This is a genomic window from Pseudomonas sp. PDM22, from assembly GCF_014851965.1.
Lineage (GTDB): Bacteria > Pseudomonadota > Gammaproteobacteria > Pseudomonadales > Pseudomonadaceae > Pseudomonas.
In genome coordinates, this window is the sequence record NZ_JACVAR010000003.1 from 33,822 (window position 1) to 60,000 (window position 26,179).

A 26,179-nucleotide genomic window follows, 5' to 3' on the forward strand; every position below is an offset into this window, starting at 1 on the left:
GGCCGGGCTTGGGATGAAGAAGGGAAAGGATCAGGCGACGCGGCGCATCAACCGCGACTGGATGCTCTGGTGCGCCACGTGCAGGCGCAGGTAGAAGGTGTTGCGGCTGCAGCGGCAGTGCCGGTACTTCTGCGAAGCCTCGCTGTCGCGATTGAGGTAGTGCTCGGTGACCACGTCCTTCTGCTCGTCGGGCAGGTGGTTGATGATCAGGTCCAGTTCGGCAACGCGGTCGAGGATCACCTTGCTGCCCCGCGTGCCGCGAATCATCTCGCCCTTGTTGGCCATCATCATCGCCAGCAGGTTGCCGCCGGCATAGCCGCCACCGGCGCTGCCCGGGTTGTGCATCTCTTCGGCCCAGAGCTTGAGCATTTCATCGATGGGTTTGATCACGGCGTTTCTCCCGCGCGGCTCAGTGCCGCCGCTCCAGTTCATCCAGGGCCTGGCAGTCGATGCAGCGGGTGCAGCCCGGCGCCGCCAGGCGGCGCGCCGGCGGGATGTCGTCGCCGCAATCCTCGCAATACTCGGCGGAGCTGATCGCCGCCGAGGAGCGACGGCTGTGCAGCATGTCCTCGATGCGCTCCAGCATCAGGTCGTTGGCGTAGTCAGCGATATCAGCCACGGCGCACCTCCGCATCGGCGGGGGATTCGGGCTGCATCGTGCAGTTCGGGTGTTGGTTCATGAAGGTCCTCCTGGCGACATGCCCTCCGTGGTCGCCGTGCTTCGGCCGCCTGGGGTGGTCAGTCGCGATCTGTTCGTCACGGACGCCGACTCGTCGGGCGGCATCCCTTGCCGGTACGCGGGCGGCGCCTCCCTGGCCCACCCGCGTCCTCCAGCCTGCCCCGCTAGTGACGGTCTGCAGGCAACCCACGGCCTCCTTGCCGCAGTGAGGGGGAAGCCACGGCCTCCCTTCAGCCGAACCGGTTCTCGTGCCTCCGGTGTGCTGCTGGCTTTCATGATTACAACCATAGCTATATTCAGTCAACACCAAAGCTATTTACACGCTACAACCCAGGAGGTAGAGTGCCGCCATGGACAAGACTCCCTCATCAACGCTGGCCGACCGCCTGAAACAGGCGATGGCCTCGCGCAACCTCAAGCAGGAAACCCTGGCCGAAGCTGCCGGGGTTTCGCAGAACACCATCCACAAGCTGACCTCGGGCAAGGCGCAGAGCACGCGCAAGCTGATCGAGATCGCCAGCGCGCTGGGGGTCTCGCCGACCTGGCTGGCCACCGGAGAAGGCACGCCGGCGCCGGGCACCAGCACACCCGCGCCACGCCCGGCCGATGGCAGCCCGCTGCGACTGGAACCGCTGCACCCATGGGATAGCGACACACCGCTGGACGAGGACGAAGTGGAACTACGCCTGTACAAGGAAGTGGAACTGGCGGCCGGCGCTGGCCGCACCGCAGTGCGCGAGATAGAGGGGCGCAAGCTGCGTTTCTCCTACGCCACATTGCGCGCCGCAGGGGTCGACCCGGCGGCGGCGATCTGCGCCCAGCTCACCGGCAACAGCATGGAGCCGCTGATCATGGATGGCTCCACCATCGGCATCGACACGGCCACGACGCACATCACCGACGGCGAGATCTACGCCCTGGAACACGAGGGCATGCTGCGGGTGAAGTTCGTTTACCGCCTGCCCGGCGGCGGCATCCGCCTGCGCAGCTTCAACCGCGACGAATACCCCGACGAGGAGTACCCGGCGGAGCAGTTCGACAGCGGGCAGATCCGCCTGATCGGCTGGGTCTTCTGGTGGTCCACGGTGCGCCATCGCCGCGCCCCGACCCTGGTTCGCTGAGCCCGTTTCACGATGAAAAAGCCCCGCTTCGGCGGGGTTTTTCCTGGGTGTCGATTGAAGAGAAGTACAACCTTTGCTATATTTACTCCTGTCGCCACCACCATCGGAACAGGAGAGTCCCATGCAGTCGACCGCAGATGTCCGCCCCGCCCCGCGCCCGGAGACGGTGAGCCTGGTCTATCAGATCTTCGGGGATGTCCTGGTGCCGCTGGAGCAGGTGCGCGAGCGCTGGTTCCGCAACCTGAACCGGGAGAATTTCAGCAAGGCGCTGTCCTGCGGGCGCATCGCCCTGCCGGTGACCACGCTGGACGACAGCCACAAGGCGATGCAGTACGTCGCGGTGGATCACCTGGCGGCCTATGTGGAGGAGCGCTCGCAGCAGGCCGATGCCGCGCTGGCGCGGCGCAAGGCGAGCCTGCAGGTGGTATCCCTGTAGGAGCGAGCTTGCTCGCGAACCCGCTCGGCGACGGAGAAACCGGCTGAATCTTCGCGAGCAAGCTCGCTCCTACGAAGGGCCGACGCTGCTGATATCCCTGCGCAGGGCTTCTCCACTCACCCCAGCCGACAACTTTGAGCCCAATAAAAAAGCCCCGCCGAAGCGGGGCTTTTCATCGAGCCTACAACTCAGTCGCGGCCATGCACCTTGGCGGTGTGCTCGGCCAGCGCCACGGCGCGGAACATCGCGCGGCGCTTGTTGATGGTTTCTTCCCACTCCGCCGCCGGCACCGAGTCGGCGACGATGCCGCCGCCGGCCTGGACGTGAAGTTCGCCGTTCTTGATCACCGCGGTGCGGATGGCGATGGCGGTGTCCATGTTGCCGTTCCAGGCGAGGTAACCCACGGCGCCACCGTAGACACCGCGCTTGACCGGCTCCAGCTCGTCGATGATTTCCATCGCGCGAATCTTCGGCGCGCCGGACAGGGTGCCGGCCGGCAGGATGGCGCGCAGGGCGTCCATCGCGCTGAGCTTCTCGTTCAGCTGACCGTTCACGTTGGAGACGATGTGCATCACGTTGGAGTAGCGCTCGATGACCATCTGCTCGGTGACCTTCACGCTGCCGGTCTGCGACACGCGGCCGACGTCGTTGCGGCCCAGGTCGATGAGCATCAGGTGCTCGGCGATTTCCTTGGCGTCGGAGAGCAGGTCCTCTTCCAGCGCCCGGTCAGCCTCTTCGGTCGCGCCACGTGGGCGGGTGCCGGCGATGGGGCGCACGGTGACTTCGCCATCCTCGACGCGCACCAGCACTTCCGGCGAGCTGCCGACGACGTGGAAGTCGCCGAAGTTGAAGAAGTACATGTAGGGCGTCGGGTTGAAGCAGCGCAGTGCACGGTACAGGTCGATCGGCGCTGCGCTGAAGTCGATGGACATGCGCTGCGACGGCACGACCTGCATGCAGTCGCCAGCCAGGATGTATTCCTTGATGGTGCCGACGGCGCGCTCGTAGTCCTCGCGGGTGAAGCTGGCGCGGAACTGCGGTTCCGGGGCGTTCACGGCGCTGAAGTCCAGGCCGCGGCGCGGGGTGATCGGTTGGCGCAGGCGCTCCAGCAGTTCTTCCAGCCGGGCCAGGCCCTGGTCGTAGGCATCGGCCTGCGCCGGGTCGGCGAGGACGATCGCGTGCATCTTGCCGGCGAGGTTGTCGAACACGACGACCGCGTCGGAAACCATCAGCAGGATGTCGGGATTGTTCAGCGGATCCGGATTCGGGCACTGCGCCAGACGCTGCTCGACGTAGCGCACGCAGTCATAGCCGAAGTAACCGACCAGGCCGCCGTTGAAGCGCGGCAGACCGGCGATGGTCGGCACGCGGTAGCGGTCCTTGAACTCCTCGACGAAGGCCAGCGGGTCGGCGCATTCGAAGCTCTCGGTCTCGATGCCGTCGACCTTGATGCTCGCCTGGTGGCCGTAGACACGCAGCACGGTGCGACTGGGCAGGCCGATGATCGAGTAGCGGCCCCACTTTTCGCCGCCCTGCACGGATTCGAGCAGGTAGGTGTTGGGGCCGTCGGCCAGCTTCAGGTAGATCGACAGCGGGGTGTCGAAGTCGGCAAGGGTTTCGCAGGTCAGCGGAATGCGGTTGTAGCCTTCGGCGGCCAGGCGCTGGAATTCTTCGCGGGTCATGATCAGCCTCGTGGAATGAGGAGGTAACGGACTTGGTTGCACACACGCGCCGGGCGTACCGGCCAAAGGATGTCAGGCGCGCCAGCGCCAGCGGGCCAGGGCCTTGATGACCTTCATCCAGAGTGTGTGGGGAGCCGTTTCCACGGTGCTGTCTCGCTGAGCGGGAGTTGAGGCGGAGTCGGGCAACACTATCGCTTTGCCCGAGTCGAAGCAAGGCAGCAGATGGCGCAGGTCGTCGAGCACCAGTGTCGGGGTTTCCTCGGCGATGGGACGCCCGTGGTTGTAGCCGTAGCTCAGGCCTACGCTGCGCACGCCGGCGGCCTTGGCGGCGAGGATGTCGTTGCGCGAATCGCCGACGAACAGGGCCTGTTCCGCCGACACGCCGGCCATCTTCATCACGAACAGCAGCGCAGCCGGATCGGGTTTCTGCTGCGGCAGGGTGTCGCCGCCGATGATCCAGCGGAAGAACTTGCCCAGCTTCATCTCATCCAGCAGCGGGCCGACGAAGCGCTCGGGCTTGTTGGTGATCAGCGCCAGCTCGACGTCGCGCTTCTTCAGCCACTTCAGGGTCTCGATCACGCCGGGGTAGACCACGGTCAGCGCATGGCTGTCGGCGTAGGCATCCATGAACAGTTCGAGGGCGCGCTCGGTGTCTTCCTCGCTGACGCCATCGTGTTCGATGTCATTGGCCAGGGCGCGGCGCACCAGCACCCGCGCGCCGTTGCCGACCCAGTGACGCACCGCCTCCAGGCCAGCCGGCTGGCGCCCGAGCGCCAGCAGCATCTTGTCCACCGCCGCGGCGAGGTCGGGGACGGAGTCCACCAGGGTGCCGTCCAGGTCGAACATCACCAGACGCGGCAGCCCGGCGAACGGCAGTTGTGCAGCACTCATCACTTGCGCGCCTGCGCCAGCTCAGCGTGCATGGCGCGGATGACCTCGGCGTAATCCGGTGCGTTGAAGATGGCAGAGCCGGCGACGAAGGTGTCGGCGCCCGCTTCGGCGATCTCGCGGATGTTCTTCACGTTCACCCCGCCGTCGATCTCCAGGCGGATGTCACGGCCGGAAGCGTCGATCAGCGCGCGGGCTTCGCGCAGCTTGTCGAGGGTGCCGGGGATGAACTTCTGCCCGCCGAAGCCGGGGTTCACGCTCATCAGCAGGACCATGTCGATCTTGTCCATCACGTACTTGAGCGCGTCCAGCGAGGTGGCCGGGTTGAACACCAGGCCGGCCTTGCAGCCGCCGTCCTTGATCAGTTGCAGGGAACGGTCGATGTGCTGCGAGGCTTCCGGGTGGAAGGTGATGTAGGTGGCGCCGGCTTCGATGAAGTCGCCAATGATGCGGTCCACCGGGGAAACCATCAGGTGCACGTCGATGGGCGCGGTGACGCCGTACTTGCGCAGGGCCGTGCAGACCATCGGGCCGATGGTCAGGTTCGGCACGTAGTGGTTGTCCATCACATCGAAGTGAACGATGTCGGCGCCGGCAGCGAGCACCTTGTCCACATCCTCGCCCAGGCGGGCGAAGTCGGCGGAAAGGATCGACGGAGCGATGGCGTAGGGTTGCATGGCGCACCTCTGTGGGCGGAAATCACGGATGGCGCGCATTGTAGCCGCTCGGACGGCTCGAAGGGGATCGGGCCGATAGTCGAAGCGAAAAGGACGGTTTCAGGCGGGAAAGCGGGCAAAAAAATCGCGGATCGATCCCGCCCCTGTGGGTGAGCACAGGGACGCAACCGTCCGCGAAACACTGTGAATCAGGAAGTCGGTGCGGTACGCAGTTTCTCGCTGCGGCCGCGCAGCCACTCGAGGGTGAGCAGGAGCACGACGGAGAAGCCGATCAGCAGGGTCGCCGCTGCGGCGATGGTCGGGCTGAGGTTCTCGCGGATGCCACTGAACATCTGGCGCGGCAGGGTGGCCTGCTCGGGGCCGGCGAGGAACAGGGTCACCACCACTTCATCGAAGGAGGTAGCGAAGGCGAACAGCGCGCCGGAAATCACCCCCGGAGCGATCAGCGGCAGGGTGACCTTGAAGAAGGTCAGCACTGGCGGCGCGCCCAGGCTGGCGGCGGCGCGCACCAGGTTGTAGTTGAAGCCCTGCAGGGTCGCCGACACGGTGATGATGACGAACGGCACACCCAGTACCGCGTGGACGATGATCAGCGAGATGTAGCTGTTGCCCAGGCCCAGCGGCGCGAAGAACAGGTAGCTCGCCACGCCGATGATCACCACCGGCACCACCATCGGCGAAATCACCAGACTCATGACCAGCGCCTTGCCGCGGAACTCGCCGCGGGTCAGGCCGATCGACGCCAGGGTGCCGAAGACCATCGCCAGCACGGTGGCCGCCGGGGCGACGATGATGCTGTTGGTCAGCGCACGCATCCACTCGGCGGAGTTGAAGAAGTCGGCGTACCAGCGCAGGGAGAAGCCCTGCAGCGGGTAGACCAGGAAGGTGCCGGAGTTGAACGACAGCGGCACGATGACCAGTACCGGCAGCACCAGGAACAGCAGGATCAGGCCGCAGAGGATGCGCAGGGTGTAGAACCACACGCGCTCGACCGGGGACATGTACGGGCTCAGCATCTTCTTGTTCTCCTCATCAGCCCAGGCGCAGGCGGCTCGCGCCCACCAGCCAGCCATAGATCACGTAGAGCACCAGGGTGGCGAACAGCAGCAGGCCGCCCAGGGCCGTGGCCATGCCCCAGTTGATGGTGGTGTTGGTGTAGAAGGCGACGAAGTAGCTGACCATCTGGTCGTTCGGGCTGCCCAGCAGGGCCGGGGTGATGTAGTAGCCGATCGACAGGATGAACACCAGCAGGCAACCGGCGCCGACACCGGCCACGGTCTGCGGGAAGTAGACCTTCCAGAAGCTGGAGAACGGATGGCAGCCCAGAGAAATTGCGGCGCGCATGTAGCTGGGGGAAATGCCCTTCATCACGCTGTAGATCGGCAGGATCATGAACGGCAGCATGATGTGGACCATGGAGATGTACACGCCGGTGCGGTTGAACACCAGCTGCAATGGCTCGTCGATCAGGCCCATCTTCAATAGCGCGCCGTTGATCAGGCCGCCCGACTGCAACAGCACGATCCACGCGGCGACGCGCACCAGGATCGAGGTCCAGAACGGCAGCAGCACCATGATCATCAGCAGGTTGGACTTGCGGGTCGGCAGGATCGCCAGCAGGTAGGCCAGCGGGTAGGCCAGCGCCAGGCAGATCAGGGTGATCACCGCGCCCATCCAGAAGGTGCGGGCGAAGATGTCCAGGTAGATCGACTGGTCCGGTGTGGCGCGGGCGATTTCGCCCAGGTCATCGATACGGTGATCGAGCGCCGCCAGCAGGTAATAGGGCGTGACGGAGCTGGCGTTGCGACGGATCGCCTGCCAGTAGGCCGGGTCGCCCCAGCGCTCGTCGAGTGCTTCCATTGCGTCCTTGTACGACGCCGGCTGCTCCTTGAACGGCAGCGCGCGAGCGGTCTTGGACAGCAGGCTGCGGTAGCCGGCCAGTTCCATGTTCAGGCGCTTGGACAGGTCACCGATGGTCTGGTTCTTGCGCGCGGCGACCAGGTCGTCGCTCAGCGCCTTGTACACCGCATCCGAAGGCAGCGACTTGCCGTCCCACTCGGAAATGGCGTTGACGGTCAGCGGCAGCGCACCGACGACCTCGGGGTTGTTCACGCTCTTGTAGAGCAGTGCCGCGATGGGCACGAGGAAGGTCAGCAGGAGGAAGACCAGCAGGGGCAGGACCAGCGCCTGCGACTTCAGGCGGTTCATCCGCTCCGCGCGCGCCAGGCGCTGCTTGAGGGTGGGGCCGGCGACCTCGTTCATCGACACAGCGGTGGCCATAGCGAACTCCGGTAAAACGGGCCGCCCGGGAGCGGCCAAGGTGTGGTGTCAGGAGGAGCCGCCGCGAGAGGGGGTGCGACGGTTCCGGTCCGCCACGGTCCGGGCGACCGTGGCGGTAAGGGCTTGCTTACTTGGCGGCCCAGGCGTTGAAGCGCTGCTCCAGCTGCTCGCCGTAGTCAGCCCAGAAGGTCACGTCCATGCCCACCTGGCCCTGCATGTTTTCCGGGGTGGTCGGCATGTCCTTCAGCAGCTCCTTGCTCAGCAGCGGTACGGCGTTCTTGTTGACCGGGCCGTAGGCGATGTTCTCGGAGTAGGTCTTCTGCTGCTCGGGTTGAACCGAGAAGGCGATGAACTTCAGGCTCTCGTCGACCTTCTTGGCGCCCTTCGGGATGGCCCAGGCGTCGAAGTCGTAGATGCCGCCGTTCCAGACGATCTTCAGGTTGCTCTCTTTCTGCACGGCGGCGATGCGGCCGTTGTAGGCGGAGCTCATGACCACGTCACCCGAAGCGAGGTACTGCGGCGGCTGGGCGCCGGCTTCCCACCACTGGATGTTCGGCTTGATCTGGTCGAGTTTCTTAAAGGCGCGGTCCTGGCCTTCCTTGGTGGCCAGCACCTTGTAGACGTCCTTGGGCGCGACACCGTCGGCCATCAGGGCGAATTCCAGGGTGTACTTGGCGCCCTTGCGCAGGCCGCGCTTGCCCGGGAATTTGCTGGTGTCCCAGAAGTCGGCCCAGCTGGTCGGTGCAGTCTTCAGCTTGTCGGCGTTGTAGGCCAGCACGGTGGACCAGACGAAGAAGCCCACGCCGCAGTTGCTGACGGCGCCCGGTACGTAGTCTTCGGCCTTGCCGAGGATGGCCGGGTCGATGGTTTCGAACAGGCCTTCGTCACAGCCGCGGGCCAGTTCCGGCGACTCGACCTCCACCAGGTCCCAGGAGACGCTGTTGGTATCGACCATGGCCTTCACCTTGGCCATCTCGCCGTTGTACTCGCCGGCGACGATCTTGTTGCCGGTGCTCTTCTCGTAGGGGCCGTAGAACGCCTTCACCTGGGCGTTCTTGTTGGCGCCGCCGAAGGACACCACGGTCAGGTCGGTAGCGGCCATGGACTGGGCCGCGAAGGCCACGCCCAGGGTCAGCGCTGCGAGTTTGAGCCCCGATGCTTTCAAGGACTTCGACATTATTGTTGTCTCCACAGTGTGCAGGTTTGTTTTTCTTGGATGCGTCCGGGAGTGGCCGGGCCGCGCTGTTACGCCGCGGACAGTGGGTCGAGCGCGCGGACGTGCTCGACTTCCCAGCCCAGCGGAACCACGTCGCCAACACTGAGCGCAGGATCGAGCTCGGCGATCGGCTGTTTGACGAAGAAATCGGTACGGCCGCAGACCTCCAGGCGAATGCGCACGTGGTCACCCAGGTAGATGAACTCGGCGACGCGGCCGGAGAAGCGGTTCGCGCAGTTTTCGCTGTGGCCGTTCAGGCGCACGCGCTCGGGGCGGATCGACAGGCTGACGGTGTCGCCGACGCTGCCGACGTTGACCGCCAGTGCCTCGACCTTCTCGCCACGGGCCAGGCCCACGGTGCAGCGGTCGCCATCGCGGGCCTGGAGCTGGCCGGCGATGCGGTTGTTCTCGCCGATGAAGTTGGCGACGAAGGAGTTGCGCGGGTGTTCGTAGAGTTCGGCCGGCGGGGCGATCTGCTGGATCTCGCCCTGGTGGAACACGGCCACGCGGTCGGACATGGTCAGGGCTTCGCCCTGGTCGTGGGTCACGTAGACCACGGTCACGCCCAGGCGCTGGTGGATGTGCTTGATCTCCATCTGCATGTGCTCGCGCAGCTGCTTGTCGAGCGCACCCAGGGGTTCGTCCATCAGCACCAGTTGCGGCTCGAAGACCAGCGCACGGGCCAGGGCCACGCGCTGCTGCTGACCACCGGAGAGCTGGCCGGGATAGCGGCCGGCGAAGGTGTCGAGCTGGACCATGGACAGCGCACGCTTCACGCGCTCGCTCACATCGGTCTTGCTCATGCCACGAACGGAGAGCGGGAAGGCCAGGTTCTCGGCCACCGTCATGTGCGGGAACAGGGCGTAGTTCTGGAACACCATGCCGATGTCGCGCTTGTGCGGGGGGACGTTGTTGATGGCGCGGCCGGCGAGCTGGATTTCACCGGCGGTAGGAGTTTCGAAACCGGCCAGCATCATCAGGCTGGTGGTCTTGCCGGAACCGGAAGGCCCCAGCAGTGTCAGGAATTCGCCTTTGCGAATGTCCAGATTGAGGTCCTTCACGATGAGGGATTCGCCGTCGTAGCTCTTCTGCACGCCACGGAAACTCACCAGCACATCGTTTGCCTGATTCTCGGCCATCACCGCACCTTTGTATTTTTGTAAATGCCGTTGATCTCAAGACTAGAGAAGCAGAACCGGCGCGCAAATCGGGCGGTATGAGAGATTGCTATAAGGCTTAGAGAGGATGCTTTGTAGGGTTCGCCCTACAAAAAATGGCGAAACAGACTGCCGACCAGCTTGTGGTCGGCAGCCCGGCGATCAGCGCTTGGCCCAGGCCTGGAAACGCTGCTCCAGCGCGTCGCCGTGCTCGGCCCAGAACGCCACGTTCATGCCCACGGCATTGGCGATGTTCTGCGGCGCGGTGGGCAGGTTGGCGGCCACGTCCGGCGCCAGCAGTTCCACGGCCTTGCGGTTGGTCGGGCCGTAGGAGATGTTCTCGGCGAAAGCCTTCTGCTGCTGCGGCTGGCCGGCGAAGTTGACGAACTGTTCGGCCAGCTCCTTCTTGAACACGCCCGAGGGCAGCGCCCAGAAGTCGAAGTCGTAGATGCCGCCGGCCCAGACCATGCGGAAGCCCTTCTGCTCGGCCTGCGCGGCGGCGATCCGGCCGTTGTAGGCGGAGCTCATCACCACGGTGCCATCGGCGAGGTCGCGCACCGGGTCCTGGCCGGACTTCCACCAGTTGATGCTCGGCTTGAGTTCGTCGAGCTTGCGGAAGGCGCGGTCGACGCCATCGTTGGTGGCGAGCACCTTGTAGACGTCCTTCGGCGCCACGCCATCGGCCATCAGGGCGAATTCCAGGCTGTACTTGGCGCCCCAGCGCAGGCCGCGCTTGCCGGGGAACTTCTTCGTGTCCCAGAAATCCGCCCAGCTGCTGGGCGTGCCCTGCAGCTTGCTCTGGTTGTAAGCCAGCAGCGTGGTCCAGACGAAGATGCCGACTCCGCACGGCTGCACTGCGCCGGGAACGAAGTCGGCGGTGTTGCCCAGGGTCTTGGGATCGAGCTTCATGAACAGCCCTTCCTCGCAACCGCGTGCGAGCTCGGGGGCCTCGACTTCCACCACGTCCCAGGACACATGGCTGATCTCCACCATGCGCTTGAGCTTGGCCAGGTCGCCGTTGTAGGAACCGTGTACGACGGCGTTGCCGGTCACTTCCTTGAACGGCTTGTAGAAGGCCGCTTCCTGCGCCTGCTTGTTGGCGCCACCGAAGGAAATCACGGTGACGTAGTCCGCCAGCGCCGGCATCGCAGCGCTCCCCAGCAGGCCGAACAGCAGCCCTCCCCTTACCGCTCGCAACATCTTCTTCTCCTTGTTATCACGACGTACTGCATGAAGCCGGCAATCATTCCCTGCCTCACGCCCGCTAGATAGACGGTGTGTTACAGAAATCGGACACGTCGCACAGAGTGGAGGGAAAATTCAGCGAGCGATCTGCCGCAGGTCAAGCCGGCGTCGCAGACGGTTCAGACGAGCTTGTGCTCCATGGCGTAACGCACCAGGTCAGCCACCGAGTTGGCATTGAGTTTCTGCATCAGCCGCGCCTTGTGGGTGCTGATGGTCTTGCTGCTGACCGCCAGTTGCTGGGCGATCTCGTTGACGCCCTCGCCCTGTACCAGGCGCTCGAATACCGAGAACTCGCGCTCCGACAGCAGCGCATGGGGCGGGCGCGAATCAGTCAGGCCGACCTCGAAGACCATGCGGTCGGCGAGATCGGGATCGATGTAGCGGCCGCCGCTGGCGACCTTGCGGATCGCCGTGAGCAGCAGCGCCGGGTCGCTGTCCTTGGTGGCGTAGCCGGCGGCGCCGACCTTCAGCGCGCGGGCGACCATCTGCACTTCGTCGTGCATCGACAGCATCAGGATCGCCGGCGGGTTGTTCAGCGCGCGGATGCGCGGGATGGCCTCCAGGCCGTTGACGCCGGGCATGGAGATGTCCAGCAGAACCACTTCGCAGGGCGTCTGGCGCAGGGTGTCGAGCAACTGCTCGCCGTTGGTGGCCTCGCCGACCACCTGCAGGTCCTTGGCCATGCCGATCAGTTGCTTGATGCCCTCGCGCACGATCGTATGGTCTTCCGCCACCAGCACTCGAATCACCGCCTTTCCTCCCGTTCCACACTTGTCATTGTCGTTATGGTTTTCGCCCGTTCATCCACCTCTGGAGCGCAACGGCACGCGGATCCACAGCGTGGTGCCCTCCCCGGGCTGGCTGTCGATCTGCAGGGTGCCGCCGAACATTAGCACCCGCTCGCGCATCCCCACCAGGCCGAAGGAAACGCCCTGGCGCGTGGCGTTCGGATCGAAGCCCACGCCGTCGTCGGCGATGCGCAGGCACAACTCGCGCCCTTCGACGCTCAGCTGCAATTCCACAGTATGCGCCTGGGCATGGCGCATGACATTGGTCAGTGCCTCCTGGAGGATGCGGAACAGCCCGATGGCCTTGGCGTCGGACAGCTCCGGCGGATTCTCCGGCACCTGCACCAGGCAGGGAATCTGCGTGCGCGATTCGAAGCGGCGCGCCTGCCATTCCACCGCCGAGCCGATGCCGGCATCGAGGATCGGCGGGCGAAGCGCGGTGGCCACGTCGCGGACCAGCTGAAACAGCTGGGCGATCAGCCGCTTCATGTTGTCCAGGCGCTCGCGCAGGCCGCTGTCCAGCTCGGCGTAGGCCAGTTCGCACATGGAGGTTTCCAGCTTGAGCACGGTGAGCACCTGGCCCAGCTCATCGTGCACTTCGCGGGCGATGCGCGCCTTCTCCTCCTCCCGCACGCTCTCCAGGTGCGCCGACAGCTCGCGCAGCTGCGCGCGGGAATCCTGCAGTTCCAGCTCGATCTGCTTGTGCTCGGTGATGTCCCAGACCACGCCGTCCCAGGCCGGGCGACCGTCGTCCAGGGTACGCACCGTAGCCTTGATATCGACCCAGCGCGGTTCGTGGCTGCGGGTGAGGATACGGCCCTGCCACAGCCAGTTGCGATGGCCTTCCACCGCGTCCAGCTGGCTGGCCAGGTAGCTCTCGCGCTCGGACGGATGCACCAGGCCCATGATGCCCAGGCCGCTCTCGCGCAAGTAGCCGGGCGAGTACCCCAGCGAGGTTTCGCTGCCGCCGGTGATGAAGCTGATATAGGCGAAATCGGAGTCATCGTCCGGCGCGTTGGGCTCCAGGCGGAACACCAGCCCCGGCACGTTGGCGGCGATGCCCTGCAGGCGCGCCTCGCTCTCTTCCAGCGCGGCGCGGGCGCGGCGGCGTTCGGTAACGTCAGTGAGGAACACCAGCAGGTACTCCGAATCGCCGAAACGCAGGAAGCTCAGCGAAACGTCCGCCGGCAGCCACTGGCCGTCGGCGCGCAGGCAGCGGGTCTCGAAGCTCAGTGGCGCCTCGTCGGCGTTGCGCGCGCGGCGCCAGAGGTTGAGCCAGCGGTCCATGTTCAGCGTCGGCTCGAAGTCCGACAGCGGCCGATCCACCACCGCTCCCGGCAAGTAGCCGAGCATCTCTTCGGCCGCGCGGTTGGCGTAGCGCACGTGGCTGTCCCAGTTGACCCAGAGGATGCCGACGGTGCTGCTGTCGATGGCGAACTGGGTCAGGCGCAGGGCCTGTTCCGCCGCCTGGCGCAACTCGATATCGCGGCGCGCGGCGAGCAGGCGCGACTCCAGCGCGCGGTGCTGGCGCCGCAACCAGAGCAGCGCGGCAACCGCCAATAGAAGCAGCAGGCCGAGCAGGATGCAGAGGTTCTGCCAGAAGCCGGGGGAGGAGCCCAGGCGCGGGTAGGTCGGTTGCAGCCAGCGTTCGTGGAGCTGGTCGAGGTCCTTGGCGGGTACCGCGCGCAGAGCCGCGTCGATGATCCCCGCCAGCTCCGGCAGGCCGCGCCGGGTCGCCACGCGCAGCAGCTGCGGATAGCCGATGTCGGCCACCACCAGCAGGCCGGTGAATTCGGTTTCGCGGGTCAGGCGCGCCAGCTGCGCCTCGTCGATCACCGCGTAATTGGCCTCGCGACCGAGCACCTTGCGCAGCACTTCGCGGTCGCTGTCGACGACCTGCAGGGTCAGACCCGAGTAGGTGCCACGCAGGTAGTCCACCACCGGGCCGGGACCGCGCACGGAAACGGACTCGCCCTCGCCGAGGGTATCCAGCTCCACCGAGGTGCCGCTGCGTCGGTCTCCCACAACGAGACGCGGAACGCGCAGGTAGGGATCGGAGAACAGCCAGTCGCGCAAGGTCGAAGGTGTCTGGCTGACGCCGGGCGCAAGATCGATTTCGCCAGCGCGCACCGCTTTCTCCAGCGCGGCCTGGTCGGGAAAGGTGCGCCACTCCAGGCTGACGTGCAGGGACTTGGCCAGCCACTCCAGCAGTTCGACGTTGGCCCCGGAGAGCTGCTGCAGGCGGCGATCCTGCTGCACATAAGGTGCCTCGAGCACCGCGCCGACACGCAGCTGCGGATGCTCGGCAAGCCACGCGAGTTGCGCCTGATCCAGGGTCAACGGTGGCGCGGCAGTTTCCGCCACGGCCAGCAACGGCAGGCAGCAGAGCCAGGCCAGGCAGGCTTTCCAGAACAGACGTCTCATGCCGAAAGCACCATGGATTTCACTCGGGTCAAAGCAAATGGCCGGCATACCTTACAGCAACCCTGGTTGAACCCGGCACGCCTGCGCCTGACAAAGCTAATACAAGCCGCTAGGCTGGCCGCTCTCGCGCCCGCCGCTTGCTGCCGCCAGACAGGGATATCTTTGATGCCGCATTTGCCTCGCCCGACGTTTCTCGCCCTCAGCCTGTGCCTCGGCCTTGCGCCGCTGGGGGCCAGTTGGGCCGAAGACGCCAAGCCCGCCGCTGAAAAACCGGCTGCCACACCAGTCGTGCGTCCGGCAGTGAGCGAGCGCAGCCAGGACGAAGCCAGCGGCCTGGGACGCCAGTTGCCCGAAAGCGAGCGCCAGGAACTCAAGGCCGGCGACGAAACCTTCCTGGCTCTCTGGCTGCCGGCCAATGCTGCCGACGCATCGGGGGCGGTGATCCTGATACCCGGCGATGGCGAGAGCGCCGACTGGCCGGTAGCGATCGGCCCGCTGCGACGCAAACTGCCCGATGCCGGCTGGCAGACCCTCGCCGTGACCCTGCCCGACCCGCAAAGCACCGCGCCGGTCCCGCGGCCGAAGGAATCGCCGGACAAGGCCAGCGCCGATACCGACGCCACGGTCGCCGACAGCGCCAGCAAACCCGAAGTGAAGGGCAGCGAAGGCAGCGCGATCCCGACACCGGAAAGCACCGGCGAAGCCGGCAGCGCGGAGCCGGCCCAGGCCAGCGCCGAAGCTCCGCCGCCGCCCACCGACCCGGTGGAGCTGCGCAAGGCCCACGCCGAGCGTGTGCTGGCACGCATCCAGGCGGCCGTCGAACTGGCCCAGCAGCACAACCCGAAAACCATCGTCCTGCTCGGCCATGGCACCGGCGCCTACTGGGCGACCCGCTACCTGGGCGAACGCACGCCAGCCGAAATCAGGAACCTGCTGCTGGTGGCGCCCCAGATGCCGCGCGACTTCAAGCCGTCGCTGGACGAAACCGTGCCACTGCTGAACCTCGCCACCGGCGACTTCTATTACAAGGACAAGGCGCCTGACGTGGCCGCCGCGAAACTGCGCCTGCAGGCGAGCAAGCGGCAGAAGGCACCGAACTACGTGCAGATCGGCATGAATGCCCTGCCCGCCGACCTGGGCACCGAGCAGGACCAGCTCTACCGGCGCATCCGCGGCTGGCTGTCGATGCACCTGGAGCCGATCGAGCAGCCCTGAGGGCCGCCCGACTCAGCGAAAGCCGCGACGCTGACGCACCAGCAGGTAAGCATCCTGGATCTCGCGGGTCCGGCTGGTCGCCGCGGCAATCCGCTCCGGGCTCGCACCCAAGCCTTCGAGCTTGTCCGGGTGGTTCTGGCTGATCAGCTTGCGGTAGGCGCGCTTGATCTCTTCCGGTTCGCTCTCCAGCGTCACGCCCAATAGTCGCAGCGCCGCGGTGTAGGACTCGCGCGGCCTGGCGGGCGGCTTGGTCGGTTCGGCGCCCGCCGACAGCGCGAGAACCCTGGACCGGGAAAGCCCCAGCGAATCGCCCCACTGCAGCAGCAGGTTCTTCTGCGCAGCGTTCGGTGCGCCGCCGGCCCAGGCCATACGCCAACAGGCCTGGATCAGGCCTTCGGCCGTAGCCTCCTGGCCGTGGCGCTGGTGCAAGCCGGCGTCCAGCAACTCACCACCGAGCTTGCCGCGACCGAAGGCATCGATGGCCTGGCGACGAGCCTTGTCATCCAGTTGCAGACGCTGCATTTCCGCCCGCGCCTGCTGGATGTGAGCATCGATCACACGCCCGCGGCTCTTGGCCAGCCGGCCAAGCAGCAGGAAGAGCAACTCCTGGTCGCCAACCCTCGGCCCGCCGCGCAACTGATCGAACAGCCCCGCCCAGGTGCGCTGCTTCAGGCGCCGGTCGAGCACCTGCCCCAGCAGAGCACCGAGCATGGCGCCCGGAATGCTTGCCAATGCCCAGCCGGCGATGACGCCTACCAAGGTGCCCGGCCAGAACACCTCAGCCCTCCGCCAGCTGGCGTTCGACTTCCGCCAGGCGCTCGTGGGTGCCCACATCGATCCAGCGACCCCGATGATGGACGCCGCTCACCCGGCCGGCTTCCATGGCCTGGCGCAGCAGCGGTGCCAGCTTGAAGGCACCAGGCTCGCAGCCCTCGAACAGCTCGGGGCGGAGGATGGCGATTCCACTGTAGGTCAGGCTCGGCTGGCCTTCGCGGTAATCGCTGACGCGGCCTTCGCTCAGGCAGAAATCACCGCGGGTGTGGTGACCGGGGTTGTCCACCAGCACCAGGTGCACCAGATCGTCCTCGGCCAGCGCGCCGAGCAGGCTCGCGTAATCGAAGTCGGTCCAGATGTCGCCGTTGGCAATGACGAAGGCCTCGTCACCCAGCAGCGGCAGCGCCTTGAAGATGCCGCCGCCGGTTTCCAGCGGCTCGCCCTCGGGGGAATAGCGGATGTTCACGCCGAAAGCCGAACCGTCGCAAAGGTGATCCTCGATCTGCTGGCCGAGCCAGGCGTGATTGATCACCAATTGATCGAATCCGGCCCGGCGCAGTGCCTGCAGCTGGTACTCGATCAGCGGCACGCCACCGGCGCGCACCAATGGCTTGGGCGTATGCAGGGTCAGCGGGCGCAAGCGTTCGCCCTTGCCCGCAGCGAGAATCATGGCCTTCATGCGGGATGCGTCTCGTCTTTGGGCAGATCGGCCAGCAGCGCCGCGAGGTCAGCCAGTTCAGGCCGGCGCACGATGACACTCTCCAGGTAGCGGAAGAACCGCGGCACGTCGCCCAGGTAGCGCGGCTTGCCGTCGCGGTGGCAAATGCGGGCAAAGATACCGATGACCTTGAGGTGACGCTGGGCGCCCATCAGGTCGCTGGCGCGGAAGAAGGTCTCGAAGCTGTCCGGCAGCGGGATACCGGCGGCCTGGGCCTTGCGCCAGTAGCGCGACAGGCCGTCGTGCACGCGCGGCTCCGGCCAGCTTAGGAAGGCGTCCTTATAGAGGCAGGTCACGTCGTAGGTCACCGGGCCATGGACCGCGTCCTGGAAATCCAGGATGCCGGGGTTCGGCTCGCTGAGCATCAGGTTGCGCGGCATGTAGTCGCGGTGCACGAAGACGCGCGGCTGCTCCAGGGCGCTTTGTACCAGCAGGTCACAGGTACGCTCCCAGCGGGCGAGCTGCTCGCCTTCCAGCGTCACGCCCAGGTGGCGTTGCAAGTACCAGTCGGGGAACAGCTGCAGCTCGCGGCGCAGCAGGGCCTCGTCGTAGGCCGGCAGACGCTCGGCGACGTCCACCTGCTGGAAGGCCACCAGGGCGTCGAGGGCATCCTCGAACAGTTCCTCGGCGTTCTGCGCGGTCAGCACATCCAGGTAGGTCTGGCGGCCCAGGTCATCGAGCAGCAGGAAACCCTGCTCGACTTCTTCGGCCAGAATCTTCGGGACGTGAACGCCGGCCTCAGCCAGCAGACCGGCGACCTTGATGAAGGGCCGGACGTTCTCCTGGGGCGGCGGCGCGTCCATCACGATCAGGCTGCGACCTTCACCCTGCCAGCGGAAATACCGGCGGAAACTGGCGTCGCTGCTGGCTGCGGTGAGGCTGGCCTCGGGCACCGGGCCCCAGCCCTGCGCGTTGAACACTGCGGGCAAACTCAAGTCCAACCAGCCGATCATCTGCTGGTAACGGGCATCCTGTGACATCTTTATGGGTTCTCCACGGCCCTAGCCGTTGCGCGGGTCATGCTTTATTATCCAGCATCTTTTTGAGCCCATCGAGAGGCGTGCGGTCCGCTTTGGGCCGATGGCTCGCAGGAAGCCCGGATTAACAAGATGGCAGTGAATTTCCCCGTGTTCCGTAGAAAATTCCCCTTACTGGTGACCGGTGGCCTGCTGGCTATCCAGCCGCTCGCCTCTGTGACCGCGGCACCCGGTGAGCAGTTCGCCTGCCAGCCCTCCGCGTCCGGCGCCTGGGACTGTTCCTCGCAGAACAGCGCCAGCAGCGTACCGCGCCCACAGCACGGCGCCAGCTCGGTCAGCGCCGGCGGCACCGCCGCCGCCAGCAGCTCGAAGTCCTCGGGCAGCTCGAGCAGCAGTGCCGGCGAAGAGCCGAAACAGCTGGTCACCGAGTCCGGCGGCCGCGGCCTGAAGTCGCGCAGCAACGACTACAGCCACCTCGACTGGATCCCGCGCGACAAGCTCACCGCCGCCCAACAGGCGGAAATGGGCCCGTACTGCAGCGGCGCCTATGTCGAGCCGACCCGCCCGGGCATGAACGACAAGACGCCGAACGACGAGGCCCCGACCTACGTTTCGGCGAAAGTGTCCCGCTACGAGCAGGAAAAGCAGGTCGCCACCCTCGCGGGTAACGTGGTCCTGCGCCAGGGCAGCATGCAGGTGGAGGCCGACGAGGCCAACCTGCACCAGGCCGAGAACCGCGGCGAACTGGTCGGCAACGTCAAGCTGCGCGACAACGGCGCGCTGATCGTCGGCGACCACGCCGAACTGCAACTGGACAACGGCGCGGCGAAGATCGACAACGCCGAATACGTCATGCACCAGGCGCAGATCCGCGGCAGCGCGCTGTACGCCAAGCGCCAGGAAGACGCGATCATCCAGCTCAAGGACGGCACCTATACCCGTTGCGAACCCAGCAGCAACGCCTGGGTCCTCAAGGGCAACAACATCAAGCTGAACCCGGCCACCGGTTTCGGCACCGCGACCAACGCGACCCTGCGGGTGAAGGACATTCCGGTCTTCTACACCCCGTACATCTATTTCCCGATCGACAACCGTCGTCAGTCCGGCTTCCTGGCGCCTTCCTTTGCCAGCTCGACCGACACCGGTTTCACGCTGACCACCCCGTACTACTTCAACCTGGCGCCCAACTACGACGCCACGTTGTACCCGCACTACATGGTCAAGCGCGGCCTGCTGATGGAAGGCGAGTTCCGCTACCTGACCCACAGCAGCGAAGGCCAGGTCACCGCGGCCTACCTGAACGACAAGAACGACGATCGCGAGGACTTCCCGCAGTACACCGACACCCGTTGGCTGTATGGCTGGAAAAACGTCAGCGGCCTGGATTCGCGCCTGATGGCGCAGGTCGACTACACCCGGATCAGCGACCCGTACTACTTCCAGGACCTGGATACCTCGCTGGGTATCGGCTCGCCGACCTACGTCAACCAGCAGGGCGTCCTGACCTATCGTGGCGACAGCTATACCGCCAGACTGAACACGCAGTCCTACCAGCTGGCGACCGTGACTGACGTCACCCCGTACGATCGCCTGCCGCAGCTCACCCTGGACGGCAAGCTGCCGTTCAACCCGGGCGGTCTGAACTTCACCTACAGCACCGAGGCCGTGCGTTTTGACCGTGATCTGGATGAGGGCTATTACCGCATCGATGTCGATAACCCGACACTCTATCCACGCCCGGATACATCCCTGACCGGTCTCGCCCGTGCGAATGGCGATCGCTTCCACGCCGAGCCGGGCATCAGCCTGCCGATGAACCGCAGCTGGGGCTTCATGACCCCGACCGTCAAGGCGTTGTACACCAAGTACGACCTGGACCTGGACGGCAAGGGCAAGGCCACACTGCCGTCGTACATCGACTACGAAAACAGCCCGGATCGCTCGCTCGGCCTGGCCAAGCTGGATTCGGGACTGTACTTCGACCGCGATACCACCTTCGGTGGCACCAAGTTCCGTCAGACCCTGGAACCGCGCGCGATGTACCTGTACGTCCCGTACAAGAACCAGGACAACCTGCCGACCTTCGACACCGGCGAGTTCACTTTCAGCTACGACTCGCTGTGGCGTGAAAACCGCTTCACCGGCCGTGACCGTATCGGCGACGCCAACCAGCTGTCCCTGGGCCTGGGCTCGCGCTTCATCGAAGACAATGGTTTCGAGCGCGCCTATATCGCCGCCGGCCAGATCTACTACTTCAGCGACCGACGCGTACAGCTGCCGGGCCTGACCGAAGACGACCTGCGTGCCAGCGGCGCGAAGAATCCGGACGCCGATACCTGGCGCTCGCCCTACGCGCTCACCGGCATCTACCGCTTCGACCATGACTGGTACGCCAGCTCCGACTTCAACTGGAACCCGAACACGCACCACACCGACAACGGCAACCTGATGTTCCACTATCAGCCCGAAGCCGATCCTCGCAAGGTGCTGAACGCCGGCTACCGCTACCGTGCGGACAGCAAGCGCTTCAACCCCAACTCCGGGCAGTTCGAGTACGGCAGCGACGAGTACAAGATCGAACAGCATGACTTCTCGTTCATCTGGCCGGTCCTGCCACAGTGGGCCGCCATCGGCCGCTGGCAGTTCGACTACAACCAGAGCCGCACGCTGGAGGCCTTCGGTGGCTTCGAGTACGACAGCTGCTGCTGGAAGCTGCGCCTGATCAATCGCTACTGGGTCGACTACGACGACGAGGAGTTCGTGACCTCCACGTCGAAGGCCGATCGCGGTGTATTCCTTCAAATCATCTTGAAAGGCCTTGGCGGCGTGGTTGGCAACCAGGTGGAAGGCTTCCTCGACCAAGGTATCCAGGGTTATCGTCAACGTGAAGACAATGCTATGTAAGGCCCTGCGCCCGCTGATGCTGGGCGCGCTGTTGGCAAGTTCCGTCGTGCACGCCGAAGTGGTTCCGCTGGACCGTGTGGTCGCCATCGTCGACAACGACGTGGTGATGCAGAGTCAGCTGGACCAGCGCCTGCGCGAAGTCCGTGCAACCATCCAGAAGCGCGGCGCGCCGCTGCCGCCCGAGCACGTGCTGACCCAGCAGGTGCTCGAGCGTCTGATCATCGAGAACATCCAGCTGCAGATCGGTGACCGCTCCGGCGTTCGCATCACCGACGAAGAGCTGAACCAGGCCATGGGCACCATTGCCCAGCGCAACAACATGAGCCTGGACCAGTTCCGCGCCGCCCTGTCCCGCGATGGCCTGTCCTATGACGAGGCCCGCGAGCAGGTCCGCCGCGAGATGATCATCAGCCGTGTGCGCCAGCGTCGCGTAGCGGAGCGCATCCAGGTCAGCGAGCAGGAAGTGCAGAACTTCCTGGCTTCCGACCTCGGCAAGATCCAGCTCTCCGAAGAGTACCGCCTGGCCAACATCCTGATCCCGGTCCCCGACAGCGCCTCGCCGGAAACCGTGCAGGCTGCGGCCCGTCAGGCCCAGGAAATGTACGAGCAGCTCAAGCAGGGCGCCGACTTCGGCCAACTGGCGGTGTCCCGCTCGGCCGGCGACAACGCCCTGGAAGGCGGCGAGATCGGCTGGCGCAAGGCTGCCCAGCTACCCTCCCCGTTCGACAGCATGGTCGGCAGCCTGGCCGTGGGCGACGTGACCGAGCCGGTCCGCACCCCGGGCGGCTTCATCATCATCAAGCTGGAAGAGAAGCGCGGCGGCAGCAAGATGCTGCGTGACGAAGTCCACGTCCGCCACATCCTGCTCAAGCCCAGCGAGATCCGCAGCGAAGAAGAGACCCAGCGTCTGGCCGAGAAGCTCTACGAGCGCATCCAGGCCGGCGAAAGCTTCAGCGATCTGGCGAAGAAGTTCTCCGAAGACCCGGGCTCCAAGCTCAACGGTGGCGACCTCAACTGGGTCGACCCGGAGTCCCTGGTACCGGAGTTCCGCGAGGTGATGAACAACGCGCCGCAAGGCCAGGTCACCAAGCCGTTCCGCTCGCCGTTCGGCTGGCACGTGCTGGAAGTCCTCGGTCGTCGCGCCACCGACAGCAGCGACAAGTTCCGCGAGCAACAAGCCGCCCAGACCCTCCGCGCACGCAAGTACGACGAGGAACTGCAGGCCTGGCTGCGCCAGATCCGCGACGAAGCCTACGTCGAGATCAAGCAGTAAGCAGCGCGAGTCGCTCAATAAAGAAACCCGGCCATGGCCGGGTTTCTTTTTGCCTGTCGAAAGCTTCGAAGAACCAGGGCTTCGTCGTAGAGTAGGCCCATCCGCTGCAACTCCCGATTCGAGAGCTCCTGATGAACACTTCCCACCTTTTCGCCCTCACCCCCGGCGAGCCCGCCGGCATCGGCCCCGACCTCTGCCTGCTGCTGGCCCGCGAAGCGCAACCACACCCGCTGGTCGCTGTCGCCAGCCGTGAACTGCTGGCCCAGCGCGCCGCCCTGCTGGGGCTGAACATCGACCTGCAGAGCGTCGGTCCGGGCCAGTGGCCCAGCGCCGCCGCCCCGGCCGGCACCCTGTATGTCTGGGATACACCGCTGGCCGCGCCGGTCGAGCCGGGCAAGCTGAACCAGGCCAACGCCGCCTACGTACTGGAGACCCTGACCCGCGCCGGCCAGGGCTGCCTGGACGGGCATTTCGCGGGGATGATCACCGCGCCGGTACACAAGGGTGTGATCAACGAAGCCGGAATCGCCTTCTCCGGCCATACCGAATTCCTCGCCGACCTCACCCGCACCGCCCAGGTGGTAATGATGCTCGCCACCCGCGGCCTGCGCGTCGCGCTGGTGACCACCCACCTGCCGCTTCGGCAGATCGCCGATGCCATCACTGCGGATCGCCTGGAGCGTGTCACCCGCATCCTGCACACCGACCTGCGCGACAAGTTCGGCCTGGCCAATCCGCGCATCCTGGTCTGCGGCCTGAACCCCCATGCCGGCGAGGGCGGCCACCTCGGCCATGAAGAAATCGACGTGATCGAACCGACCCTGGAACGCCTGCGCACCGAGGGCATGCAACTGATCGGCCCGCTACCGGCCGACACACTGTTCACCCCCAAGCACTTGGAACATTGCGATGCCGTGCTGGCGATGTACCACGACCAGGGCCTGCCGGTGCTCAAGTACAAGGGCTTCGGCGCGGCGGTGAACGTGACGCTGGGCCTGCCGATCATCCGCACCTCGGTGGACCACGGCACCGCGCTGGATCTGGCCGGCACCGGTCGGATCGACAGCGGCAGCCTGCAGGTCGCCCTGGAAACCGCCTACCAGATGGCCGAAGCCGGCGCTGGCGCGCGCTGATCGGGGGCATTCCGTTCGGCCAGCGTTTCGTGCTGGCCGCGCCGGACTGGTAAACTGATGGTTTTTCCGCCTCCAGCCGGCCGCCACAGGCGCCCGGCTGCTCTCCGGAGCCTTCGATGTCCGAACTCTTCCAGCACCGCGCCCGTAAACGCTTTGGGCAGAACTTCCTGCATGACGCCGGGGTGATTCACAAGATCCTGCGCGCCATCGCCGCCAAGGAAGGCCAGCACCTGCTGGAAATCGGCCCGGGCCAGGGCGCCCTGACCGAAGGCCTGGTGGACAGCAGCGCGAAGCTCGACGTGATCGAACTCGACCTGGACCTGATCCCGCAACTGAAATGGCGCTTCGGCCTGAAGCCCAACTTCAGCCTGCACCAGGGCGACGCCATGAAGTTCGACTTCGCAACCCTCATGGCCTCTCCGGAGGACAAGCTGCGCGTGGTAGGCAACCTGCCCTACAACATCTCCACCCCGCTGATCTTCCACCTCCTGGACCATGCCTCGCTGATCCAGGACATGCACTTCATGCTGCAGAAGGAAGTGGTGGAGCGCCTGGCCGCCGAGCCGGGCAACGGCGACTGGGGCCGTCTGTCGATCATGGTGCAGTACTTCTGCCGCGTGGATTACCTGTTCACCGTCGGCCCCGGCGCGTTCAACCCGCCGCCCAAGGTGGAGTCGGCCATCGTCCGCCTGGTGCCCTACGCCGAACCGCCGCATCCGGCCAAGGATCACCGAGTGCTGGAGCGCATCGTCCGCGAAGCCTTCAACCAGCGCCGCAAAACCCTGCGTAATACCCTGCGCACGCTGATGAGCGTCGAGGACATCGAAGCCGCCGGCGTCGACCCGACTCTGCGCCCCGAGCAGCTGAGCGTTGCCGACTTCGTCAGCCTGGCCAACCGCTACAGCGAAACCAACCCGGAAGCCGAGCAAGGACCGAGCGCATGAGCGACCCCCGCTACCAGGTCAGCGTCAGCGTCACCACCCGCCACCTGCCCGAGCAATCCCAGCCAGAACAGCAGCGCTACGTGTTCGCCTACACCGTGACCATCCACAACCACGGCGAACTGGCCGCCAAGCTGCTGACCCGCCACTGGATCATCACCGACGGTGACGGCCATGTGCAGGAAGTGCGCGGCGCCGGGGTAGTTGGCGAGAAGCCGCTGATCGAGCCGGGCGCCAGCCACACCTACACCAGCGGCACCGTGATGGCGACCAAGGTCGGCAGCATGCATGGCAGCTACCAGATGGTCGCCACCGACGGGCACCACTTCGATGCCGAGATCCCGGCGTTCCGCCTCGCCGTACCGGGGGCGCTGCACTGATGGCCACTTACGCCGTCGGCGACTTGCAGGGCTGCCTGGAACCGCTCAAGTGCCTCCTGGAGCAGGTGAAGTTCGACCCGGCCCGGGACAAGCTGTGGCTGGTGGGCGACCTGGTCAACCGCGGCCCGGCGTCGCTGGAAACCCTGCGCTTCCTTTATGGCATGCGCGATTCGCTGGTCTGCGTGCTGGGCAACCATGACCTGCACCTGATCGCCGTCGCCTACAACGCCGAGCGCCTGAAAAAGAACGACACCCTGCGCGAGATCGTCGAGGCGCCGGACTGCGCGCAACTGATCGAATGGCTGCGGCAGATGCCGCTGGTGCACCACGACGCCCAGCGCGACATGACCCTGGTGCACGCGGGCATTCCGCCGCAATGGGACATCGACAAGGCCCTGCAACGCGCCGCCGAAGTCGAAGCTGCCCTGCGCGACGACGCCCAGCTACCGATGTTCCTCGATGGCATGTACGGCAACGAGCCCGCCAAGTGGGACAAGAAACTCACCGGCATCGCGCGCCTGCGGGTGATCACCAACTACTTCACGCGCATGCGTTTCTGCACGCCCGACGGCAAGCTCGACCTGAAATCCAAGGAAGGCCTGGACACCGCGCCCCCCGGCTACGCCCCCTGGTTCAGCTACGCCGAGCGCAAGGCCGCCGGGCGCAAGATCATCTTCGGCCACTGGGCCGCGCTGGAGGGCCAGTGCGACGTCCCCGGCCTGTTCGCCCTCGACACCGGCTGCGTGTGGGGAGGCAGCATGACGCTGATGAACATCGATACCCTCGAGCGCATCCACTGCAGCTGCGCCGATAAACCAGAATGAATGATTGCAGCGCAGCCGCAGGCTGCGCGCCTTGCGAGGTAACCCCATGAGCGACTTCAAGCGCATCGCCCCCGACCAGGCCCAGCAACTGCGCGAAAGCGGCGCCCAGGTCGTCGACATCCGCGACCCGCAAAGCTACGCGACGGGCCACATCAGCGGCTCGCGGCACATCGACAACTACTCGGTGGCCGACTTCATCCGCGAGGCCGACATGGACGCACCGCTGGTCGTGGTCTGCTACCACGGCAACTCCAGCCAGAGTGCGGCAGCCTATTTCGTCCAGCAGGGCTTCTCCGAGGTCTACAGCCTCGATGGCGGCTTCGAACTGTGGCGCAACGTCTATCCCGCGGATACCAGCGCTGGCGGCTCTGACTGAAAGCCCCTACGAAAGGGGCGGATTAGCCCCTTCAAAAAATCTGTAACTTCTCGCTCTTTCGTCCTTTACAC

At 65.6% G+C, this 26,179-nt stretch carries 25 protein-coding genes; 10 read left to right on the top strand and 15 right to left on the bottom strand.

Annotation, left to right across the window (positions count from 1 at the left end):
- Nucleotides 1-30 precede the first annotated feature (30 nt).
- Both IB255_RS11060 and IB255_RS11065 read right to left on the bottom strand, forming a co-directional pair.
- Nucleotides 31-390 (bottom strand): hypothetical protein, encoded by a 360-nt coding sequence (locus IB255_RS11060; protein ID WP_045212666.1) that lies wholly within the window; start codon nt 388-390, stop codon nt 31-33.
- 19 nt (nt 391-409) lie between these two features.
- Nucleotides 410-619 carry a TraR/DksA C4-type zinc finger protein gene (locus IB255_RS11065; RefSeq protein ID WP_081520777.1) on the bottom strand — a complete coding sequence of 70 codons (210 nt, stop codon included), beginning with the start codon at nt 617-619 and terminating at the stop codon, nt 410-412.
- 410 nt (nt 620-1,029) lie between these two features.
- Here IB255_RS11065 and IB255_RS11070 point away from each other — a divergent pair, with 410 nt between their 5' ends.
- Together IB255_RS11070 and IB255_RS11075 are read left to right on the top strand one after the other, a co-directional pair.
- Complete coding sequence (locus tag IB255_RS11070) at nt 1,030-1,800, top strand: XRE family transcriptional regulator (RefSeq protein WP_081520778.1); 771 nt, start codon at nt 1,030-1,032, stop codon at nt 1,798-1,800.
- Nucleotides 1,801-1,921: 121 nt separating this feature from the next.
- On the top strand, nt 1,922-2,236 hold the full coding sequence (locus IB255_RS11075) for a pyocin activator PrtN family protein (protein WP_081520779.1): 315 nt from the start codon (nt 1,922-1,924) through the stop codon (nt 2,234-2,236).
- Between the two features lie 188 nt (nt 2,237-2,424).
- Here IB255_RS11075 and trpE read toward each other — a convergent pair whose 3' ends face one another.
- The 10 genes from trpE to IB255_RS11125 form a co-directional block, all read right to left on the bottom strand.
- A complete protein-coding gene (gene trpE / locus IB255_RS11080; RefSeq protein ID WP_081520780.1) occupies nt 2,425-3,918 on the bottom strand; it encodes an anthranilate synthase component I in 1,494 nt (497 codons plus the stop codon).
- 72 nt (nt 3,919-3,990) lie between these two features.
- Nucleotides 3,991-4,809, bottom strand: a complete 819-nt coding sequence (locus tag IB255_RS11085; RefSeq protein WP_081520781.1) for a phosphoglycolate phosphatase — start codon at nt 4,807-4,809, stop codon at nt 3,991-3,993.
- The gene (gene rpe, locus IB255_RS11090; RefSeq protein WP_015475282.1) at nt 4,809-5,483 is read right to left on the bottom strand and encodes a ribulose-phosphate 3-epimerase; all 675 of its coding nucleotides are present in this window, start codon (nt 5,481-5,483) and stop codon (nt 4,809-4,811) included. The genes IB255_RS11085 and rpe overlap by 1 nt, the downstream gene beginning before the upstream one ends.
- Nucleotides 5,484-5,671: 188 nt before the next feature.
- Nucleotides 5,672-6,499 (bottom strand): ABC transporter permease, encoded by an 828-nt coding sequence (locus IB255_RS11095; protein ID WP_045214142.1) that lies wholly within the window; start codon nt 6,497-6,499, stop codon nt 5,672-5,674.
- A gap of 16 nt (nt 6,500-6,515) precedes the next feature.
- Nucleotides 6,516-7,763, bottom strand: a complete 1,248-nt coding sequence (locus tag IB255_RS11100) for an ABC transporter permease (protein WP_081520782.1) — start codon at nt 7,761-7,763, stop codon at nt 6,516-6,518.
- 127 nt (nt 7,764-7,890) lie between these two features.
- Nucleotides 7,891-8,940 (bottom strand): ABC transporter substrate-binding protein, encoded by a 1,050-nt coding sequence (locus IB255_RS11105; protein ID WP_081520783.1) that lies wholly within the window; start codon nt 8,938-8,940, stop codon nt 7,891-7,893.
- A 68-nt stretch (nt 8,941-9,008) separates the two neighbouring features.
- Nucleotides 9,009-10,118 carry an ABC transporter ATP-binding protein gene (locus IB255_RS11110; protein WP_081520784.1) on the bottom strand — a complete coding sequence of 370 codons (1,110 nt, stop codon included), beginning with the start codon at nt 10,116-10,118 and terminating at the stop codon, nt 9,009-9,011.
- Nucleotides 10,119-10,298: 180 nt separating this feature from the next.
- Nucleotides 10,299-11,336 carry an ABC transporter substrate-binding protein gene (locus IB255_RS11115; protein ID WP_139791706.1) on the bottom strand — a complete coding sequence of 346 codons (1,038 nt, stop codon included), beginning with the start codon at nt 11,334-11,336 and terminating at the stop codon, nt 10,299-10,301.
- Nucleotides 11,337-11,500: 164 nt separating this feature from the next.
- Nucleotides 11,501-12,130, bottom strand: a complete 630-nt coding sequence (locus tag IB255_RS11120; protein ID WP_081520786.1) for a response regulator transcription factor — start codon at nt 12,128-12,130, stop codon at nt 11,501-11,503.
- A 51-nt stretch (nt 12,131-12,181) separates the two neighbouring features.
- Nucleotides 12,182-14,593 carry a PAS domain S-box protein gene (locus IB255_RS11125; protein ID WP_081520787.1) on the bottom strand — a complete coding sequence of 804 codons (2,412 nt, stop codon included), beginning with the start codon at nt 14,591-14,593 and terminating at the stop codon, nt 12,182-12,184.
- A 165-nt stretch (nt 14,594-14,758) separates the two neighbouring features.
- Between IB255_RS11125 and IB255_RS11130 the strand changes: the two genes are divergently transcribed.
- Nucleotides 14,759-15,808, top strand: a complete 1,050-nt coding sequence (locus tag IB255_RS11130; protein ID WP_151189150.1) for an alpha/beta hydrolase family protein — start codon at nt 14,759-14,761, stop codon at nt 15,806-15,808.
- Nucleotides 15,809-15,820: 12 nt separating this feature from the next.
- Here the strand turns inward: IB255_RS11130 and IB255_RS11135 are convergent, their stop codons facing one another.
- The 3 genes from IB255_RS11135 to IB255_RS11145 are packed head-to-tail and all read right to left on the bottom strand — an operon-like array spanning nt 15,821 to nt 18,280.
- Nucleotides 15,821-16,585: a DnaJ domain-containing protein gene (locus tag IB255_RS11135; protein WP_192210373.1), complete on the bottom strand. Its 765-nt coding sequence runs from the start codon at nt 16,583-16,585 to the stop codon at nt 15,821-15,823.
- Nucleotide 16,586: 1 nt separating this feature from the next.
- On the bottom strand, nt 16,587-17,261 hold the full coding sequence (gene murU, locus IB255_RS11140) for an N-acetylmuramate alpha-1-phosphate uridylyltransferase MurU (RefSeq protein WP_081520790.1): 675 nt from the start codon (nt 17,259-17,261) through the stop codon (nt 16,587-16,589).
- Nucleotides 17,258-18,280 (bottom strand): aminoglycoside phosphotransferase family protein, encoded by a 1,023-nt coding sequence (locus tag IB255_RS11145; RefSeq protein WP_081520791.1) that lies wholly within the window; start codon nt 18,278-18,280, stop codon nt 17,258-17,260. The genes murU and IB255_RS11145 overlap by 4 nt, the downstream gene beginning before the upstream one ends.
- Nucleotides 18,281-18,409: 129 nt before the next feature.
- Between IB255_RS11145 and IB255_RS11150 the strand changes: the two genes are divergently transcribed.
- The 7 genes from IB255_RS11150 (at nt 18,410) to glpE (ending at nt 26,108) form a co-directional block, all read left to right on the top strand.
- Complete coding sequence (locus IB255_RS11150) at nt 18,410-21,181, top strand: LPS-assembly protein LptD (RefSeq protein WP_192210374.1); 2,772 nt, start codon at nt 18,410-18,412, stop codon at nt 21,179-21,181.
- Nucleotides 21,162-22,454: a peptidylprolyl isomerase gene (locus IB255_RS11155; RefSeq protein ID WP_192210375.1), complete on the top strand. Its 1,293-nt coding sequence runs from the start codon at nt 21,162-21,164 to the stop codon at nt 22,452-22,454. Before IB255_RS11150 ends, IB255_RS11155 begins: the two co-directional genes overlap by 20 nt.
- Before the next feature lie 131 nt (nt 22,455-22,585).
- Entirely contained in the window at nt 22,586-23,587 is a 1,002-nt protein-coding gene (pdxA, locus tag IB255_RS11160; RefSeq protein ID WP_192210376.1) for a 4-hydroxythreonine-4-phosphate dehydrogenase PdxA, read from the top strand.
- A gap of 116 nt (nt 23,588-23,703) precedes the next feature.
- Entirely contained in the window at nt 23,704-24,531 is an 828-nt protein-coding gene (gene rsmA, locus IB255_RS11165) for a 16S rRNA (adenine(1518)-N(6)/adenine(1519)-N(6))-dimethyltransferase RsmA (protein ID WP_192210377.1), read from the top strand.
- Nucleotides 24,528-24,908, top strand: a complete 381-nt coding sequence (apaG, locus tag IB255_RS11170; RefSeq protein ID WP_054908027.1) for a Co2+/Mg2+ efflux protein ApaG — start codon at nt 24,528-24,530, stop codon at nt 24,906-24,908. Before rsmA ends, apaG begins: the two co-directional genes overlap by 4 nt.
- A complete protein-coding gene (locus IB255_RS11175; protein ID WP_192210378.1) occupies nt 24,908-25,732 on the top strand; it encodes a symmetrical bis(5'-nucleosyl)-tetraphosphatase in 825 nt (274 codons plus the stop codon). The genes apaG and IB255_RS11175 overlap by 1 nt, the downstream gene beginning before the upstream one ends.
- A gap of 46 nt (nt 25,733-25,778) precedes the next feature.
- The gene (gene glpE / locus IB255_RS11180; RefSeq protein ID WP_081520797.1) at nt 25,779-26,108 is read left to right on the top strand and encodes a thiosulfate sulfurtransferase GlpE; all 330 of its coding nucleotides are present in this window, start codon (nt 25,779-25,781) and stop codon (nt 26,106-26,108) included.
- Nucleotides 26,109-26,179: the final 71 nt, after the last annotated feature.

What these genes read in the sequence shown, in the direction of transcription:
- pdxA (WP_192210376.1), top strand. Translation starts at nt 22,586, where the DNA reads ATGAACACTTCCCACCTTTTCGCCCTCACCCCCGGCGAGCCCGCCGGC.
- IB255_RS11130 (WP_151189150.1), top strand. Translation starts at nt 14,759, where the DNA reads ATGCCGCATTTGCCTCGCCCGACGTTTCTCGCCCTCAGCCTGTGCCTC.
- IB255_RS11085 (WP_081520781.1), bottom strand. Translation starts at nt 4,809, where the DNA reads ATGAGTGCTGCACAACTGCCGTTCGCCGGGCTGCCGCGTCTGGTGATG.
- IB255_RS11070 (WP_081520778.1), top strand. Translation starts at nt 1,030, where the DNA reads ATGGACAAGACTCCCTCATCAACGCTGGCCGACCGCCTGAAACAGGCG.
- rpe (WP_015475282.1), bottom strand. Translation starts at nt 5,483, where the DNA reads ATGCAACCCTACGCCATCGCTCCGTCGATCCTTTCCGCCGACTTCGCC.
- IB255_RS11125 (WP_081520787.1), bottom strand. Translation starts at nt 14,593, where the DNA reads ATGAGACGTCTGTTCTGGAAAGCCTGCCTGGCCTGGCTCTGCTGCCTG.
- IB255_RS11150 (WP_192210374.1), top strand. Translation starts at nt 18,410, where the DNA reads ATGGCAGTGAATTTCCCCGTGTTCCGTAGAAAATTCCCCTTACTGGTG.
- murU (WP_081520790.1), bottom strand. Translation starts at nt 17,261, where the DNA reads ATGAAGGCCATGATTCTCGCTGCGGGCAAGGGCGAACGCTTGCGCCCG.
- glpE (WP_081520797.1), top strand. Translation starts at nt 25,779, where the DNA reads ATGAGCGACTTCAAGCGCATCGCCCCCGACCAGGCCCAGCAACTGCGC.
- IB255_RS11100 (WP_081520782.1), bottom strand. Translation starts at nt 7,763, where the DNA reads ATGGCCACCGCTGTGTCGATGAACGAGGTCGCCGGCCCCACCCTCAAG.
- IB255_RS11105 (WP_081520783.1), bottom strand. Translation starts at nt 8,940, where the DNA reads ATGTCGAAGTCCTTGAAAGCATCGGGGCTCAAACTCGCAGCGCTGACC.
- IB255_RS11110 (WP_081520784.1), bottom strand. Translation starts at nt 10,118, where the DNA reads ATGGCCGAGAATCAGGCAAACGATGTGCTGGTGAGTTTCCGTGGCGTG.
- IB255_RS11175 (WP_192210378.1), top strand. Translation starts at nt 24,908, where the DNA reads ATGGCCACTTACGCCGTCGGCGACTTGCAGGGCTGCCTGGAACCGCTC.
- rsmA (WP_192210377.1), top strand. Translation starts at nt 23,704, where the DNA reads ATGTCCGAACTCTTCCAGCACCGCGCCCGTAAACGCTTTGGGCAGAAC.
- apaG (WP_054908027.1), top strand. Translation starts at nt 24,528, where the DNA reads ATGAGCGACCCCCGCTACCAGGTCAGCGTCAGCGTCACCACCCGCCAC.
- IB255_RS11095 (WP_045214142.1), bottom strand. Translation starts at nt 6,499, where the DNA reads ATGCTGAGCCCGTACATGTCCCCGGTCGAGCGCGTGTGGTTCTACACC.
- IB255_RS11145 (WP_081520791.1), bottom strand. Translation starts at nt 18,280, where the DNA reads ATGTCACAGGATGCCCGTTACCAGCAGATGATCGGCTGGTTGGACTTG.
- trpE (WP_081520780.1), bottom strand. Translation starts at nt 3,918, where the DNA reads ATGACCCGCGAAGAATTCCAGCGCCTGGCCGCCGAAGGCTACAACCGC.
- IB255_RS11115 (WP_139791706.1), bottom strand. Translation starts at nt 11,336, where the DNA reads ATGTTGCGAGCGGTAAGGGGAGGGCTGCTGTTCGGCCTGCTGGGGAGC.
- IB255_RS11075 (WP_081520779.1), top strand. Translation starts at nt 1,922, where the DNA reads ATGCAGTCGACCGCAGATGTCCGCCCCGCCCCGCGCCCGGAGACGGTG.